Raw genomic sequence first — 17,812 nt, 5'->3', positions numbered from 1 at the left:
GACTGTTGCCTGAAAAAGGGGTCATCATGGAAAAATTAACCTGTTTTAAAGCCTACGATATTCGCGGCAAGCTGGGCGAAGAGCTGAATGAAGACATCGCGTGGCGCATTGGCCGCGCGTACGGCGAATATTTAAAACCGCAGACCATTGTGCTGGGCGGCGATGTGCGTCTGACCAGCGAGTCCCTGAAGCTGGCCCTGGCGAAAGGGCTGCAGGACGCGGGCGTGGACGTGCTGGATATCGGCCTTTCCGGGACCGAAGAGATTTACTTTGCCACCTTCCACCTGGGCGTGGACGGCGGTATCGAAGTGACGGCCAGCCACAACCCGATGGACTACAACGGGATGAAGCTGGTGCGCAAGGGGGCCCGTCCTATCAGCGGCGACACCGGCCTGCGCGACGTGCAGCGTCTGGCGGAAGCCAACGATTTCCCGCCGGTGAACGACGCGAAGCGCGGCAGCTACAAAAAAATCAACCTGCAGAAAGCGTACATCGACCACCTGCTGGGCTACATCAACGTGGCGAACCTCAAGCCGCTCACGCTGGTGATCAACTCCGGTAACGGCGCGGCTGGCCCGGTGGTGGATGCGCTGGAAGCCCGCTTTAAGGCGCTGAACGTGCCGGTGACCTTCGTCAAAGTGCACAACACCCCGGACGGCAACTTCCCGAACGGTATTCCTAACCCGCTGCTGCCGGAGTGCCGCGATGACACCCGCAACGCGGTGATTGAGCACGGCGCGGATATGGGCATCGCCTTTGACGGCGATTTCGACCGCTGCTTCCTGTTCGACGAGAAAGGACAGTTCATCGAGGGCTACTACATTGTCGGCCTGCTGGCGGAAGCGTTCCTTGAGAAAAACCCGGGCGCGAAAATCATTCATGACCCGCGCCTTTCCTGGAACACCGTCGATGTGGTGTCAGCGGCAGGCGGCACGCCGGTGATGTCCAAAACCGGCCATGCCTTTATCAAAGAGCGCATGCGCGAAGAAGACGCCATTTACGGCGGCGAGATGAGCGCCCACCACTACTTCCGTGATTTTGCCTACTGCGACAGCGGGATGATCCCGTGGCTGCTGGTCACCGAGCTGCTGTGCCTGAAGGGGCAGACGCTGGGCGAGCTGGTGCGCGACCGTATGGCGGCGTTCCCGGCGAGCGGGGAGATCAACAGCAAGCTGGCGGAGCCAGCCGAGGCCATTGCCCGCGTGGAGCAGCATTTTGCGATTCACGCGCTGGAAATTGACCGTACGGACGGCATCAGCATGGCGTTCCCGCAGTGGCGCTTCAACCTGCGCTCGTCCAATACCGAGCCTGTGGTGCGCCTGAACGTGGAATCCCGTGCTGACACCGCGCTGATGGAAGCCCGAACGAAGGACATTCTGGCGCTGTTGAATCAGTAAACATTGCCCCTCACCCCAGCCCTCTCCCCAAAGGGGAGAGGGTGTTCAAGTTCCCTCTCCCCTTTGGGGAGAGGGTTAGGGTGAGGGGGGAAGGTTTGAACTAAAGGAACAACGATGACGAATCTAAAAAAACGCGAACGAGCGAGAACGAATGCATCGTTAATCTCTATGGTGCAGCGTTTTTCTGATATCACCATCATGGTCGGTGGATTGTGGGCGGTGTGTCGGATCGGCGGGCTGCCGTTCTTATACATGCATCTGCTGATGGCACTCATTGCGCTGGTCGTGTTTCAGATGATCGGCGGGATGACCGATTTCTACCGCTCGTGGCGCGGCGTCAAAATGACCACCGAACTGATGCTGTTGCTGCAGAACTGGACCCTGAGCCTGATCTTCAGCGCGGGCCTGGTGGCGTTCAGCCATGATTTTGATAATCGCCTCGTCACCTATCTCTGCTGGTATCTGCTGACCAGCGTCGGCATGGTGGTGTGCCGTTCCCTGATCCGCTTTGGTGCGGGCTGGCTGCGTAACCGTGGCTACAATCGCCGCTTTGTTGCCGTAGCGGGCGATCTGCCGGTCGGGAAGGTGCTGCTCGACAGCTTCCGTAAAGAGCCGTGGTTAGGGTTTGAAGTGGTGGGGATTTACCACGACGCGAAGCCGGGCGGCGTGCCTGCGGACTGGGCGGGTAATTACGAACAGCTTATTGAAGACGCGAAAGCCGGCAAAATTCACAACGTCTACATCGCCATGCAGATGAAAGACGAATTCCGCATTAAGCAACTGATGCGCGAGCTGGCGGATACCACCTGTTCGGTGATCCTGATCCCGGACGTCTTTACCTTCAATATCCTTCACTCCCGTATTGAAGAGGTGAACGGCGTGCCGGTGGTGCCGCTTTACGACACGCCGCTGTCGGGCATTAACCGCGTGCTGAAGCGCGCAGAAGATATCGTTCTCTCTTCACTGATCCTGCTGCTGATTTCGCCTGTTTTGTGCTGCATTGCCCTGGCGGTGAAGCTGAGCTCTCCCGGCCCGGTAATCTTCCGCCAGACCCGCTACGGTATGGACGGTAAGCCAATTATGGTGTGGAAATTCCGCTCCATGAAGGTGATGGAAAACGACAAGGTGGTGACCCAGGCGACGCAGAACGATCCGCGCGTCACCCGCGTGGGGAACTTCCTGCGCCGCACCTCGCTGGATGAACTGCCGCAGTTTATCAACGTCTTTACTGGCGGCATGTCGATTGTTGGCCCACGTCCTCACGCGGTGGCGCACAACGAGCAGTACCGCTCGCTGATTGAAGGTTACATGCTGCGCCATAAGGTGAAGCCGGGCATCACCGGTTGGGCACAGATCAACGGCTGGCGCGGCGAAACCGACACGCTGGAAAAAATGGAAAAACGTATCGAATTCGATCTGGAGTACATCCGTGAATGGAGTATCTGGTTCGATATCAAGATTGTTTTTCTGACCATCTTCAAAGGTTTCGTGAACAAAGCGGCGTACTAAGATGAGCTTACGTGAAAAAACCATCAGCGGCGCCAAGTGGTCAGCGATGGCAACCATCGTCATCATTGGCCTCGGCCTCGTGCAGATGACCGTGCTGGCGCGCATTATTGATAATCACCAGTTCGGTCTGCTGACCGTCTCGCTGGTGATTATCGCGCTGGCCGATACGCTGTCTGATTTTGGTATTGCCAACTCGATTATCCAGCGCAAAGAGATCAGCCATCTTGAGTTAACCACCCTCTACTGGCTGAACGTGGGGCTGGGGATTTCCGTATTCGTGCTGGTGTTCCTGCTGAGCGACACTATCGCCAGCGTGCTGCACAACCCGGATTTGGCTCCGCTGATGCGCACGCTGTCGTTTGCCTTCGTGGTGATCCCCCACGGGCAGCAGTTCCGCGCGCTGATGCAGAAAGAGCTGGAGTTCAACAAGATCGGCATGATCGAGACCAGCGCGGTGCTGGCGGGCTTTACCTTCACCGTGGTGAGCGCCCATTTCTGGCCGCTGGCGATGACCGCTATCCTCGGATACCTGGTTAACTCTGCCGTGCGCACGCTGCTGTTCGGCTACTTTGGCCGCAAGATTTACCGTCCCGGGCTGCATTTCTCTCTCGCTTCCGTCTCGTCCAACCTGCGCTTTGGCGCGTGGCTGACGGCGGACAGCATCATCAACTATGTGAATACCAATCTGTCGACGCTGGTGCTGGCACGTATTCTCGGCGCGAGCGTGGCGGGGGGCTACAACCTGGCCTACAACGTCGCGGTGGTCCCCCCGATGAAGCTGAACCCGATTATCACCCGCGTCCTGTTCCCGGCATTCGCCAAGATCCAGGATGACACCGAGAAGCTGCGCGTCAACTTCTACAAGCTGCTTTCCGTGGTGGGGATCATTAACTTCCCGGTGCTGCTGGGGCTGATGGTGGTTTCCAGTAACTTCGTGCCGCTGGTGTTTGGTGAGAAGTGGAACGGCATCATCCCGATCCTGCAGCTGCTGTGCGTGGTGGGGCTGCTGCGCTCCGTGGGGAATCCGATTGGTTCCCTGCTGATGGCAAAAGCGCGCGTGGATATCAGCTTTAAGTTCAACGTGTTCAAAACCTTCCTGTTTATTCCGGCGATTATCGTCGGCGGGCATATGGCGGGCGCCATCGGCGTCACGCTGGGCTTCCTGCTGGTGCAGGTAGTCAATACCGTTCTGAGCTACTTCATCATGATCAAGCCGATACTGGGCTCCAGCTACCGTCAGTACATCCTGAGCCTGTGGCTGCCGTTCTATCTCTCATTGCCTACCCTGGCGGTGAGCTACGGCCTGGGCATCATCCTCAGCGGTCACCTGCCGCTGGCCGCGCTGCTGGCGGTGCAGGTGGCCGCGGGGGCGCTGGCATTTGGCGTGATGATTGTGCTGTCACGCAATGCACTGGTGGTGGAGATGAAGCGCCAGTTTTGCCGTAACGAAAAAATGAAAACGCTGCTTCGCGCAGGCTAGTTATCTAAGAGGCCATTATGAAATTATTAATTCTTGGCAACCATACCTGCGGCAACCGTGGCGACAGCGCCATCCTGCGCGGTTTACTGGATGCAATTAACACCCTTAAGCCTGAGACCGAAGTGGACGTGATGAGCCGTTATCCGGTCAGCTCATCCTGGTTACTGAACCGCCCGGTGATGGGCGACCCGCTCTACAGCCAGATGAAACAGCATAACAACGCCGCGGGCGTGATGGGACGCGTGAAGAAAGTGCTGCGTCGTCGCTACCAGCACCAGGTGCTGCTTTCCCGTGTGACCGATACCGGCAAGCTGCGCAACATCGCGATCGCGCAGGGCTTTACCGATTTCGTTCGTCTGCTGTCCGGCTATGACGCGATTATTCAGGTCGGCGGTTCGTTTTTCGTCGATCTCTACGGCGTGCCGCAGTTTGAGCATGCGCTCTGCACCTTTATGGCGAAAAAGCCGCTGTTTATGATTGGTCACAGCGTCGGGCCATTCCAGGATCCGCAGTTTAACCAGCTCGCAAACTACGTCTTTGGCCACTGCGACGCGCTGATCCTGCGCGAGTCAGTCAGCCTCGACATGATGAAGCGCAGCGAAATTGACACCTCAAAAGTTGAGCACGGCGTGGACACCGCCTGGCTGGTGGATCACCAGGACGACAGCTTCCAGCCGAGCTACGCGGTACAGCACTGGCTCGACGTGGCGGCGAAACAGAAAACCGTCGCGATTACCCTGCGTGAGCTGGCGCCCTTTGATAAGCGTTTAGGTACGACGCAGGCGGCGTATGAGAAAGCCTTCGCCGACGTGGTGAACCGCGTGCTGGACAGCGGTTACCAGGTGCTGGCACTTTCTACCTGCACCGGTATCGACAGCTACAACAAAGACGATCGTATGGTGGCGCTGAACCTTCGCAATCTGGTTAACGATCCGTCCCGTTATCACGTGGTGATGGACGAACTGAACGACCTGGAGATGGGCAAGCTGCTCTCCACCTGTGACCTGACCGTCGGTACGCGCCTGCACTCCGCCATTATCTCCATGAACTTTGGCACGCCAGCCATTGCCATCAACTACGAACACAAATCAGCAGGCATCATGCAGCAGCTTGGTATGCCTGAAATGGCCGTGGATATCCGTCATCTGCTGGATGGTTCGCTTGGTGCGATGGTGGGGGATACCCTGGGTCAACTGCCTGCCATCAATGAACGCCTGGCCGTGGCGGTGAAAGCCGAGCGCGAGAAGGGTATTGGGATGGTGAAATCGGTACTTGATCGCGTACGGGAGGGGAAATGAAGGTTGGTTTCTTCTTACTGAAATTTCCGCTGTCGTCTGAAACGTTTGTCCTGAACCAAATCACCGCGTTTATCGATATGGGATATGACGTGGAGATTATCGCCCTGCAAAAGGGCGATACCAAAAATACCCATGCGGCGTATACCCAGTATGGGCTGGAGGCGAAAACCCGCTGGCTGCAGGATGAGCCGTCCGGGAAGCTGAGCAAGCTGCGCCACCGGGCCAGCCAGACCTTACGCGGGCTCCATCGCGCGCCGACGTGGCGGGCGCTGAATGTTTCCCGCTATGGGTCGGAGTCACGCAATCTGATCCTGTCAGCCATCTGCGGCCAAACCGCGCAGCCGTATCGTGCAGACGTGTTTATCGCCCACTTTGGTCCAGCGGGCGTCACTGCCGCGAAGCTGCGCGAACTGGGCGTGATTAACGGCAAAATTGCGACCATTTTCCACGGTATCGATATCTCCAGCCGTGAAGTGCTGAACCACTACACGCCGGAGTATCAGCAGCTTTTCAGACGCGGCGACATAATGCTGCCTATCAGCGACCTGTGGGCCGGACGCCTGAAAAACATGGGCTGCCCGGGAGAGAAAATTGCCGTTTCGCGTATGGGGGTGGATTTAACGCGCTTCACTCGCCGTCCTGTAAAGGTGCCGGGAAAACCGCTGCAGATCATCTCCGTCGCTCGTCTGACCGAAAAGAAAGGCCTGCATGTGGCCATTGAAGCCTGCCGCCAGCTGAAAGCGCGCGGGGTGGATTTCCACTATCGCATTCTCGGCATTGGGCCGTGGGAGCGTCGTCTGCGCACGCTTATCGAACAGTATCAGCTGGAAGATGTCGTAGAGATGCCGGGCTTCAAGCCGAGCCACGAGGTCAAAGCCATGCTCGATGAGGCGGATGTGTTTCTGCTGCCCTCGGTGACGGGCACCGATGGCGATATGGAAGGCATTCCGGTAGCGCTGATGGAGGCGATGGCCGTGGGTATTCCGGTGGTATCGACCCTGCACAGCGGGATCCCGGAGCTGATTAAGTCTGACCATTCCGGCTGGCTGGTACCGGAGAATAACGCGATGGCCCTTGCGGACCGATTAGCGGCCTTCAGCGACATCGACCAGCAGGCGCTGGAGCCCGTGCTCCAGAATGCCCGACAAAAAGTTGAAGCCGATTTTAACCAGCAGGTGATTAACCGCCAGTTAGCGAGCCTGCTGCAAACGTTGTAACGCCGAGGATGTATGCTGAAAAAGATTACCCGACGCACCTTTGTCTCTTCTCTGTCCGTTCTGGCGGCCACACCGCTGTTGTCGTCACGCATTGCGCGCGCGGCAACCGGAAGAACGGTCTCTGTTAATCAGTACAATAATAACGACTGGATCGCCGCTTTTAAGCAGGCGTTTAATGACGGTGACACCGTCGTGGTCCCTGCCGGGCTCACCTGCGAAAACATCAATACGGGCATTTTCATTCCCGACGGTAAAACGCTGCTGATCCGCGGGGCGTTAACCGGTAACGGGCGCGGCCGCTTTGTTCTGCAGGAAGGCAGCAAAGTAATAGGCGAAGGTGCTGGTCGCACGGAGAATATTACGCTCGACGTTCGCGGCTCTGACTGCGTCATCAAAGGTCTGGCGATGAGTGGGTTTGGCCCGGTGACGCAGATCTACATCGGTGGCAAGAAACCCAGCGTAATGCGCAATTTGCTGATTGATAACATCAGCGTGAGTCAGGCCAACTATGCCATCCTGCGCCAGGGTTTCCACAACCAGGTGGATGGCGCCCGCATCACCAACAGCAAATTTAGCCATCTGCAGGGCGATGCGATCGAGTGGAACGTGGCCATCAACGATCGCAATATCCTGATCTCCGATCATGTCATCGACAACATCAACTGCACCAACGGCAAAATCAACTGGGGCATCGGCATTGGCCTCGCCGGCAGCACTTACGATAACGACTACCCGGAGAAGCAAACCGTCAAGAACTTCGTGGTGGCCAACATCACCGGCAGTAACTGTCGCCAGTTGGTACACGTTGAAAACGGTAAGCATTTTGTTATCCGCAATATCAAAGCCAAAAATATTACTCCCGACTTCAGTAAAAAGGCGGGAATAGACAACGCCACGGTGGCCATTTATGGCTGTGATAATTTCATTATTGATAATGTCGACATGGTTAACAGTGCTGGAATGTTAATCGGCTATGGGGTGATAAAAGGCGATTATTTGTCCATCCCGCAGAACTTCAAGCTCAACAATATTCACCTCGATAATCGACAGCTTGCGTATAAATTGCGCGGAATACAGATTTCATCCGGTAACGCCACCTCGTTTGTGGCGATAACCAACGTGGAAATGCAGCGGGCTACGCTTGAATTACACAACAAGCCACAGCATCTTTTTTTGCGCAATATCAATGTGATGCAGGAAGCCGCTGTGGGTCCCGCCCTGAAGATTAACTTCGACCTGCGCAAGGATGTGCGGGGTAAATTCATGGCGAAAGACGAGACGTTGCTGTCACTGGCGAACATAAAAGCTGTGAATGAGAAGGGGCAAAGCTCGGTGGATATTGACCGGGTCGACCAGCAGGTGGTGAATGTGGAAAGGCTGAACTTTGCGCTTCCGCACAGATAATCGACAATTATCTGTTTTGAGACTATTCCTGGCATAAAAGCGCGATCGACTCAGATTACAACTACAGAAATTTGTGATGCGAAGGCGTAACATTGCTCCAGGATTACGGCAAATCATGCTGGCGAAAACAGGTTTAAGAGCTATAATTCGTCAACCATTTTAAGGTGGAAGAAATAATGATTAATTTGAAAGCAGTCATTCCGGTAGCAGGCTTGGGCATGCATATGCTGCCAGCCACAAAAGCCATTCCTAAAGAGATGCTGCCGATCGTCGACAAACCAATGATTCAGTACATTGTTGACGAGATTGTTGCTGCAGGGATCAAAGAAATCGTCCTGGTTACCCACTCGTCCAAGAACGCGGTAGAAAACCACTTCGACACCTCTTACGAACTCGAGGCGCTGCTGGAGTTGCGCGTTAAGCGCCAGCTGCTGGCGGAAGTGCAGTCCATTTGTCCGCCGGGCGTGACCATCATGAACGTGCGCCAGGCGCAGCCGCTGGGTCTGGGTCACTCTATTCTGTGTGCCCGTCCGGTTGTGGGTGACAATCCGTTTATCGTTGTTCTTCCGGACATTATTATCGATACCGCTTCTGCCGATCCGCTGCGTTACAACCTGGCGGCAATGGTGGCACGTTTCAATGAAACGGGTCGCAGCCAGGTGCTGGCGAAACGCATGAAAGGCGATCTCTCTGAGTACTCCGTAATTCAGACGAAAGAAGTGCTGGAGACGGAAGGGCAGGTGAGCCGCATCGTTGAGTTCATCGAAAAACCGGATCAGCCACAGACGCTGGATTCGGACATGATGGCAGTGGGTCGCTATGTTCTGAACGCAGATATCTGGGCGGAACTGGAAAAAACCGAGCCAGGCGCCTGGGATCGTATTCAACTGACTGACGCGATTGCAGGGCTGGCGAAGAAGCAATCCGTGGATGCCATGCTGATGACCGGCGACAGCTATGACTGCGGTAAGAAAATGGGGTATATGCAGGCGTTCGTGAACTATGGGCTGCGTAACCTGAAGGAAGGGGCGAAGTTCAGAACCCGTATTGAGAAGTTGCTGGCAAACGACTGATATTCCTGCCACGACTTGAACAAGCGGCAGTCATTATTTTGGTGTGTTGATATCTAACCAAAATGATGACTGCCGTTTTTTGTTATAAATTAAATGACTTCATAGACTTATCAGGTTTAAATCTGGATCGCTTTGTAGCGATTTGTGCTTGTTTCTGAGGTCGTTTAGGACGACAATTAACGCCAGTTTTTTGTCTGTATCCAGACAAGAAAAATCATTTAATCAAACATCGCTCAGTGCACTGGTAGCTGTTAAGCCAGGGGCGGTAGCGTGCCTGGCATTCGCAATTGAATATAGAACGAACAGTCGTAGCCTATAAAGTTTCTCGCGATTCTGCACTCCTCGCGAGCAAAAAATATCAGATAGAGCAGATAGGGGATATCGATGAAAGTATTGGTGACGGGCGGAACCGGGTTTCTTGGTACTGCTTTAGTCCGGACGTTGAAATCATCAGGACACGAGGTGATATTAACAACGCGCAAGCAGGAGAACACTGAACAGGGAATTTACAACCTGGGTGATATCTCAGCCGATACCAACTGGGTAAATCTTCTTCAGGGATGCGATACTGTCATTCATACTGCGGGAAGGGCACATATCCTTAATGATGATGCACAGGATGCTTTGGCAGAATTTCGTCGGGTTAATCATGACGCGACCATGAAATTAGCGACAGATGCCGCGACCAGCGGTATAAAGCATTTTATTTTCGTAAGCTCGATCGGTGTCAACGGTAATGCCACTTCGGGGAGCCCTTTTTCTGAAGCGTCGGAGCCCCGGCCAACCTCTGACTACGCTATTTCCAAGCTAGAAGCTGAGCAGAGTCTGCTTAAAAACTTCGCAGAAACTGATATGGCGATCACCATTGTCCGTCCTGCATTAATTTGTGGTGAAAATGCACCGGGTAATATACAGCGTCTTTTAAAACTGGTGTCTAAGAACCTGCCGTTGCCATTTAAAAATGTCAGGAACAAGCGGGCACTCGTGTCACTGGATAATGTCGTCAGCTTTATCAATGAATGTGTTGTTAATGAAAAATCAAAAAATCAACTCTATTTACTCGCAGATGTGGAACGGCCTTCTACAGAAGATATGATTAATGCCTTTGCTTCAGGTATGGGCATTAAAGCGAAAGTTATCTATTTCCCTACGGTTATCCTGAAGATATTGCTATCTGCTGTTGGTAAAGGTGGAATTTACGATCAATTATTTGGCAATCTGGAAGTCGACGCCACCAAGTCGCGGGAACATTTGCACTGGACACCCCCGATAACGCTTCATGAAACTATGAAAAAAACGGCGAAGTATTATATCGAAGGTAATAAATAATGATGAATTTTGGAATTGTGATATTCGCTTTTTTAGTGTCATGCGCGCTGACCTGGGGGTTACGCGGTTATGCCATTAAGCATAACGTTATCGACCGTCCGAACCAGCGGAGTTCGCATTCTGTGCCGACGCCGCGGGGTGGCGGGGTGGCTATCGTCCTGACGCTCCTGGCGGCGTTAATATGGTTTTATTTCAGCCGTGCGCTGGCATTGGATAGCTTCCTGGGGTTGTTTATTCCTGGGTTAATTGTTGCCATCATCGGTTTTCTTGATGATCATGGTCATATCGCGGCTCGCTGGCGTCTATTGATGCATTTTCTGGCTGCGGCAATTGGCATCTATTTCTTAGGCTCTTTTCCTATAATTACGCTGTTTGGTTACGATCTTTCCTTATCCTGGATTGGCATGATTTTGGGCTGTGTTTATCTGGTCTGGATGCTGAATTTATATAATTTCATGGATGGGATTAATGGCTTAGCTAGCGCAGAGGCAATCACATTTGCCGCATGTAGTGCGGTGTTGATTGTTGTAAACCAGTACGCTGACGCGCCTGGAAGTATTTATCCGCTAACGCTTGCACTTATCGGTGCCGCGGCCGGCTTTATTGTCTGGAACTTCCCGGTAGCGAAAATCTTCATGGGCGATGCCGGGAGTGGTTTCCTTGGGATAACTATCGGGTTGATGATCCTCCATATTGCGAAAGTAGATACGCATTTCTTTATTGCAGAGATATGCCTGCTGGGCGTATTTATCGTCGATGCCACTACCACGTTGCTGCGGAGAGTTGTGGCGGGCAAGAAAGTCTATGAAGCGCACGCCAGCCATGGCTATCAAATCCTTGCCAGAAAATATGGCAGCCACGTTCCGGTGACAATGATGGCGATTGCAGTCAACCTGCTGTGGATCTTCCCGATCGCCTTTCTTATTGCCTCTGCCAGAATTGATGGTGTTGTTGGGCTGATTATCGCCTGGCTCCCGCTTTTTGCTGTTGCACTCAAATGTGGTGCAGGCGTTAAAGACAAAGAGAGTAACGTCAATGCATAACTTAATGATTTTGGGGGCAGGTGGTCATGGGCGTACACTCTGCGAGATGGCGAGAATGCTGGGATATACGGATATCGTTTTTCTTGACGATAATGCATCCCCCATTCATGACACAAACAAACTCATTATTGGAAAAATTTCAGAACTACATTTACATATCGAAAAGGCCAGTCATGTAGCGATTGGTATTGGAAATAATAAAGTCAGAGAACAGCTCTATCAGCAGATTATCAGCTTAGGTATTCATCCCGTAACACTTATACATCCCTTTGCATTTGTCAGTCCATCGGCGGTAATCGCTAACGGCTCTGTCGTATTAGCCGGTGCAGTGGTTGGTGCCAATGTGAAATTAGGTGCGGGTACGATCGTAAATAGCCATTCGACAGTAGATCATGATTGTACTCTAGGCGACTTTGCTCACTTAGGGGTCGGTGTACATCTTGCTGGAGGTGCTGTTATTGGAAAATCGGCATTTCTGCAGGTGGGCTCAGTGGGTGGTTATAATACAAAAGTAGATGATGACTCAGTGTGTCCTGCTGGTACTATTTTATAAACTGAATGCAAGCTTTAACGAGGCGACCAGTTTTTAGTATGCTAAATTATTTAATATCTTTACCCAGACCAATCAAACGAATTATTACTCTTTCCATAGATGTTGTACTGCTCTTATGTGCATTTTGGTTTGCATTTTGGGTGCGTATTGATTCAATGACTCCAATATATAGTACGGAGCATTGGTTGTTTATATTTTCAATAATACTCGTTACTCTGGCGATATTTGTTAAATTAGGACTTTATCGAGCCGTAATTCGCTATATTACTGCAAAAATATTATTGGTAGTTACAGTAGGGATGTTTATATCATCCATTTTACTTATTATCGCAGCGTTTTATACCAATCTCTATTTGCCGAGAACGATTCCATTCATTTATTTCTCGTTCGGTTTACTGCTCATTGCCGGATCGCGGCTTGGTATGAGGATGTTAGTAAATCGTGGATTGAATCTGGGCACTCGGGTGGTGATTTATGGGGCCGGAGCATCGGGCCGTCAACTACTGCCAGCGCTGAGCCAGATGGACGAATATTATCCTGTTGCTTTTGTCGATGACAACCGTGCTCTGCAAGGTCAGGTGATTCACGGGGTCAGCGTTTTCGCGCCGGAAAAACTACCATGGTTGGTTGAGAAATACGAAGCGAAGAAAATTCTGCTTGCCATGCCAAGCGCCAGTCGAGCCAGGAAGAACGAAGTCATTAAAACACTGGAAGGTTTGCCGTGCGAGGTACTCTCCATTCCCGGCATGGTCGATCTTGTAGAGGGTAAAGCGCGTATTGATTCGTTGCGTAAAGTGGTTATTACCGATCTGCTGGGCCGCGATCCCGTCTCACCGATTCCGGAATTGGTTTCCCGTAATATCAACGGGAAAACGGTTATGGTTACTGGGGCAGGGGGATCGATTGGTTCTGAGCTTTGCCGACAGATAATTAAAAATAAGCCGAACCAGCTTATTCTGTTCGAATTGTCAGAGTTCTCACTGTACTCAATCGATTCGGAGCTGCGTAATCTGAATCTCAACCAAAATCTTCAGGTTAAAATTTACCCAATTCTCGGTAACGTACAAGATAAAGAGCATCTCGAAAGATTAATCAACACATTCAACGTCAATACGATTTATCATGCTGCGGCGTACAAGCATGTACCGCTTGTCGAGTTCAACGTTCTTGACGGAGTGCGCAATAATATCTTTGGTACGCTGAGCTGCGCTCAGGCTGCAGCGAGTTGCGGTGTAGAAAACTTTGTCTTAATTTCGACCGATAAAGCCGTGCGGCCTACCAATACAATGGGGGCGACCAAACGAATGGCTGAGCTAGTGCTGCAGGCGCTGGCGAAGGAATCCAGCAAAACTTGCTTCAGTATGGTTCGCTTCGGCAACGTATTAGGTTCGTCGGGTTCTGTTGTGCCGTTGTTTGAAAAACAGATAGCTGCGGGTGGTCCTGTGACGCTGACCCATGAGAATATTACACGTTACTTTATGACGATCCCTGAAGCGGCGCAGTTGGTAATACAGGCGGGAGCCATGGGTACGGGCGGTGATGTTTTTGTTCTGGATATGGGGGAACCCGTCAAGATCATCGATCTTGCACATCGCATGATTACCTTGCAAGGGCTTACCGTTCGTGATGATAAAAATCCTTATGGCGATATTGCGATAAAAACAACGGGTCTGCGTCCGGGTGAGAAACTGTATGAAGAGTTGCTTATCGGCGACAATGTATCTACAACACAGCACCCACGTATCAGGACCGCTAATGAAGTGATGTTGCCATGGAGTGAGATGAGCATTATTCTCCACGACCTCGACAACGCCTGCTGTGAGTTCGACTACGAACGCGTGCGTGAGATACTGTTGCAGGCACCTGCAGCGTTCAATCCAACCGACGGTATCTGCGATTTACTCTGGAATGAAAAAGTAAGTTAAAATAGCTGATTGTCGTTTTCTCAGCCCTGGAGCTTATCGAAAGTCACCAGGGCGTCGGTATGTAATAGATTGTTTCTGAAACTTAAGAGCGAAATAAACGTGAAAATTCTGGTCACTGGTGGAGCAGGCTTTATTGGGTCTGCAGTGGTACGACACATTATTAATGATACGCAAGATTCTGTTATTAACGTCGATAAACTGACTTATGCAGGGAATCTTGAATCTCTGTCTGACGTTGCGCAGAGCGATCGCTATCATTTTGAACATGCCGATATCTGCGACAACGACGCGATGGCGCGTATTTTTGCAGAACACCAGCCGGATGCCGTAATGCATCTGGCCGCCGAGAGCCACGTTGATCGCTCGATTACCGGCCCTGCAGCTTTTATCGAGACTAATATTGTTGGCACCTATGTTCTGCTTGAAGCAAGCCGCAAGTACTGGTCTGAGTTAAGTGCTGATAAAAAAGCGTCATTCCGTTTTCACCATATCTCTACAGATGAAGTCTATGGCGATCTACCGCACCCGGATGAAGTTGCAAAGGGTTCTGCACTGCCGCTGTTTACTGAAAAAACCGCCTATGCTCCAAGCAGTCCATACTCTGCTTCTAAAGCGTCCAGCGACCATTTGGTCCGCGCATGGTTACGCACCTACGGTTTCCCTACCGTTGTAACTAACTGTTCTAATAACTACGGTCCTTACCACTTCCCGGAAAAACTTATCCCGCTGGTAATCCTTAATGCGCTGGATGGAAAAGCCCTTCCGGTTTACGGTAAAGGTGACCAGATCCGCGACTGGCTGTACGTTGAAGATCACGCACGCGCGTTGTATACCGTGGTGACGCAAGGCAAGATTGGTGAAACCTACAACATCGGCGGCCACAATGAAAAACAAAATCTTGATGTGGTAAATACCATCTGTTCCCTGTTGGATGAAATTGTTCCGAAGGAAGGCTCCTATCGCGACCAGATAACCTATGTGGCTGACCGTCCGGGTCACGACCGACGCTACGCGATTGACGCAGAGAAAATTGGTCAGGAACTGGGCTGGAAGCCTCAGGAAACTTTCGAAAGTGGCATTCGCAAAACCGTAGAATGGTACCTGGCGAACACTCAATGGGTAGAGAACGTGAAAAATGGCAGCTACAAATCCTGGATTGAAGAAAACTATGGGGATCGTGCCTAATGAATATTCTTCTGTTCGGTAAAACCGGTCAGGTGGGTTGGGAGTTACAACGTGCTCTTGCACCGCTGGGTAATTTGATTGCTGTTGACGTCCACTCGAAGGAGTATTGCGGTGATTTCAGTAACCCTGAAGGCATTGCAGAAACTGTGCGTCTTATAAAGCCTGACGTGATCGTTAACGCGGCTGCGCACACAGCAGTCGATAAGGCTGAGTCAGAGCCAGAATTTGCTCAGTTATTGAATGCCACGAGTGTAGAGGCGATTGCTAAAGAGGCCCAAAAGTTGGGGGCCTGGGTTGTTCACTACTCTACAGATTACGTCTTCCCAGGTAATGGAAATACTCCTTGGCTGGAAACGGATGCCACAGCACCACTCAATGTTTATGGTGAGACCAAATTAGCTGGTGAAAAAGCGTTAAGTGAAAATTGTGCACGCCATTTGATCTTCAGGACGAGCTGGGTTTATGCCGGTAAAGGGAATAACTTTGCGCGTACTATGCTGCGACTGGCAAAAGAGCGTTCGGAGCTTTCTGTTATTAACGATCAATTTGGCGCACCTACAGGCGCTGAATTATTAGCAGACTGCACGGCTCATGCTATTCGGGTTGCCCTGGATAAACCTGAGGTGGCAGGAACTTATCATCTGGTTGCCAGTGGCACGACAACCTGGTATGACTATGCCTCGCTGGTATTTGAAGAAGCGCGTAAAGCAGGAATGGAACTGGCATTAACCCAGCTTCATGGGGTGCCAACCAGCGCGTACCCGACAGCTGCAAAACGTCCGGCAAACTCCCGCCTGAATACCTTAAAGTTCCAGCAGAATTTCAACCTTGTACTGCCGCAATGGGACGCGGGGGTTAAGCGCATGCTGACTGAATGGTTCACAGCAACAGCGATTTAATAATGATCAGGATGCCTGAGAATGGGCATCTCATGAATATAGAGATGATGAAATGAAAACGCGTAAAGGTATTATTCTGGCGGGTGGTTCTGGTACTCGCCTGTATCCAGTGACAATGGCTGTTAGTAAACAATTATTGCCAATTTATGATAAGCCGATGATTTACTATCCGCTGTCTACGCTGATGCTGGCAGGTATTCGAGATATTTTAATTATTAGTACTCCACAGGATACACCGCGTTTCGAACAACTGCTGGGTGATGGAAGCCAGTGGGGGCTGAATCTACAATACAAAGTTCAGCCAAGTCCGGATGGGCTTGCGCAGGCTTTCATTATTGGTGAAGAATTCATTGGTAACGATGATTGTGCCCTGGTATTGGGAGATAACATTTTTTATGGTCATGACCTTCCGAAATTGATGGATACTGCCGTAAATAAAGAAAATGGAGCAACAGTATTTGCCTATCATGTGAATGATCCTGAGCGTTACGGCGTTGTCGAATTTGATAAAAATGGCACCGCCATCAGCCTCGAAGAAAAACCGCTGAAGCCGAAGAGTAATTATGCGGTGACGGGTCTCTATTTCTACGATAACAGTGTCGTTGAGATGGCGAAAAATTTAAAACCGTCTACGCGTGGTGAGCTGGAAATCACTGATATTAACCGTATTTACATGGAACAAGGAAAGCTTTCCGTTGCTATGATGGGCCGTGGCTTTGCCTGGCTTGATACAGGAACTCATCAGAGCCTGATCGAAGCGAGTAACTTCATTGCAACCATCGAAGAGCGTCAAGGATTAAAAGTTGCTTGTCCTGAAGAAATTGCCTACCGAAAAGGGTTTATTGATGCTGAGCAGGTTAAAAAACTCGCTGCTCCGTTATCAAAAAACCAATATGGACAGTATTTGTTGAAAATGATTAAAGGTTATTAACAGATGAACATTATTAAGACTGAAATCCCCGATGTATTAATATTTGAACCAAAGGTATTCGGAGACGATCGTGGTTTCTTCATGGAAAGTTTCAATCAGCGAATGTTCAACGAAGCTGTAGGTAAAGAAGTTAATTTCATTCAGGATAATCACTCCAAATCTAGCAAGAATGTACTTCGCGGTTTGCACTACCAGCTTCAACCATATGCTCAAGGTAAATTAGTGCGTTGTGTTGTAGGTGAGGTTTTTGATGTTGCTGTCGATATTCGGAAAGACTCAAAACATTATGGAAAATGGGTTGGAGTATATCTTTCTGCTGAGAACAAGAAACAGTTATGGATTCCTGAAGGATTCGCTCATGGATTTTTTGTATTGAGCGATGTTGCAGAATTTGTATATAAAACAACTAACTATTATTCTCCTCAGCATGAGCGTTCAATCTTATGGTCAGATAGTGATCTGAGCATTGAATGGCCAATCAGTCACGATTGTTTGCCAAGTTTATCTTCCAAAGATCTTGCTGGTAAAGCTTTCAGAGATTCAGATTATTAATTTATGCTTGGGCCTGT

15 protein-coding genes are annotated in these 17,812 nt (G+C 51.0%); all 15 read left to right on the top strand.

Annotated features, from left to right (window positions below; all coding sequences use genetic code 11):
• Positions 1-26 precede the first annotated feature (26 nt).
• The 15 genes from cpsG (at position 27) to rfbC (ending at position 17,795) form a co-directional block, all read left to right on the top strand.
• Positions 27-1,397: a colanic acid biosynthesis phosphomannomutase CpsG gene (cpsG, locus tag FU672_RS03555; protein WP_148242192.1), complete on the top strand. Its 1,371-nt coding sequence runs from the start codon at positions 27-29 to the stop codon at positions 1,395-1,397.
• A gap of 114 nt (positions 1,398-1,511) precedes the next feature.
• On the top strand, positions 1,512-2,906 hold the full coding sequence (wcaJ, locus tag FU672_RS03550; protein ID WP_148242191.1) for an undecaprenyl-phosphate glucose phosphotransferase: 1,395 nt from the start codon (positions 1,512-1,514) through the stop codon (positions 2,904-2,906).
• A gap of 1 nt (position 2,907) precedes the next feature.
• Complete coding sequence (wzxC, locus tag FU672_RS03545; protein ID WP_148242190.1) at positions 2,908-4,386, top strand: colanic acid undecaprenyl disphosphate flippase WzxC; 1,479 nt, start codon at positions 2,908-2,910, stop codon at positions 4,384-4,386.
• 17 nt (positions 4,387-4,403) lie between these two features.
• Positions 4,404-5,684 (top strand): colanic acid biosynthesis pyruvyl transferase WcaK, encoded by a 1,281-nt coding sequence (wcaK, locus tag FU672_RS03540; RefSeq protein WP_148242189.1) that lies wholly within the window; start codon positions 4,404-4,406, stop codon positions 5,682-5,684.
• Positions 5,681-6,901: a colanic acid biosynthesis glycosyltransferase WcaL gene (gene wcaL / locus FU672_RS03535; RefSeq protein WP_148242188.1), complete on the top strand. Its 1,221-nt coding sequence runs from the start codon at positions 5,681-5,683 to the stop codon at positions 6,899-6,901. The genes wcaK and wcaL overlap by 4 nt, the downstream gene beginning before the upstream one ends.
• A 12-nt stretch (positions 6,902-6,913) precedes the next feature.
• Positions 6,914-8,305 carry a colanic acid biosynthesis protein WcaM gene (gene wcaM / locus FU672_RS03530; protein WP_148242187.1) on the top strand — a complete coding sequence of 464 codons (1,392 nt, stop codon included), beginning with the start codon at positions 6,914-6,916 and terminating at the stop codon, positions 8,303-8,305.
• Positions 8,306-8,481: 176 nt separating this feature from the next.
• Positions 8,482-9,378, top strand: coding sequence for a UTP--glucose-1-phosphate uridylyltransferase GalF (gene galF, locus FU672_RS03525; RefSeq protein WP_148242186.1), 897 nt, complete (start codon positions 8,482-8,484; stop codon positions 9,376-9,378).
• A gap of 384 nt (positions 9,379-9,762) precedes the next feature.
• Positions 9,763-10,707, top strand: coding sequence for an NAD-dependent epimerase/dehydratase family protein (locus FU672_RS03520; RefSeq protein WP_148242185.1), 945 nt, complete (start codon positions 9,763-9,765; stop codon positions 10,705-10,707).
• Entirely contained in the window at positions 10,707-11,750 is a 1,044-nt protein-coding gene (locus FU672_RS03515) for an MraY family glycosyltransferase (protein WP_148242184.1), read from the top strand. Before FU672_RS03520 ends, FU672_RS03515 begins: the two co-directional genes overlap by 1 nt.
• The gene (locus tag FU672_RS03510) at positions 11,743-12,303 is read left to right on the top strand and encodes a PglD-related sugar-binding protein (protein ID WP_148242183.1); all 561 of its coding nucleotides are present in this window, start codon (positions 11,743-11,745) and stop codon (positions 12,301-12,303) included. The genes FU672_RS03515 and FU672_RS03510 overlap by 8 nt, the downstream gene beginning before the upstream one ends.
• Positions 12,304-12,341: 38 nt before the next feature.
• Positions 12,342-14,228: a polysaccharide biosynthesis protein gene (locus FU672_RS03505; RefSeq protein WP_148242182.1), complete on the top strand. Its 1,887-nt coding sequence runs from the start codon at positions 12,342-12,344 to the stop codon at positions 14,226-14,228.
• 99 nt (positions 14,229-14,327) lie between these two features.
• Positions 14,328-15,413: a dTDP-glucose 4,6-dehydratase gene (gene rfbB, locus FU672_RS03500; RefSeq protein ID WP_148242181.1), complete on the top strand. Its 1,086-nt coding sequence runs from the start codon at positions 14,328-14,330 to the stop codon at positions 15,411-15,413.
• Positions 15,413-16,312 carry a dTDP-4-dehydrorhamnose reductase gene (gene rfbD, locus FU672_RS03495; RefSeq protein WP_148242180.1) on the top strand — a complete coding sequence of 300 codons (900 nt, stop codon included), beginning with the start codon at positions 15,413-15,415 and terminating at the stop codon, positions 16,310-16,312. Before rfbB ends, rfbD begins: the two co-directional genes overlap by 1 nt.
• A gap of 52 nt (positions 16,313-16,364) precedes the next feature.
• A complete protein-coding gene (rfbA, locus tag FU672_RS03490) occupies positions 16,365-17,243 on the top strand; it encodes a glucose-1-phosphate thymidylyltransferase RfbA (protein ID WP_148242179.1) in 879 nt (292 codons plus the stop codon).
• A 3-nt stretch (positions 17,244-17,246) separates the two neighbouring features.
• Entirely contained in the window at positions 17,247-17,795 is a 549-nt protein-coding gene (gene rfbC / locus FU672_RS03485; protein WP_148242178.1) for a dTDP-4-dehydrorhamnose 3,5-epimerase, read from the top strand.
• The last annotated feature ends 17 nt before the right edge of the window (positions 17,796-17,812 follow it).

The sequence above is a fragment of the Enterobacter asburiae genome (assembly GCF_008080435.1).
Lineage (GTDB): Bacteria > Pseudomonadota > Gammaproteobacteria > Enterobacterales > Enterobacteriaceae > Enterobacter > Enterobacter asburiae_C.
Note: the sequence above shows the minus strand (reverse complement) of the source record. Positions and strands in the feature narration are given on the sequence as shown.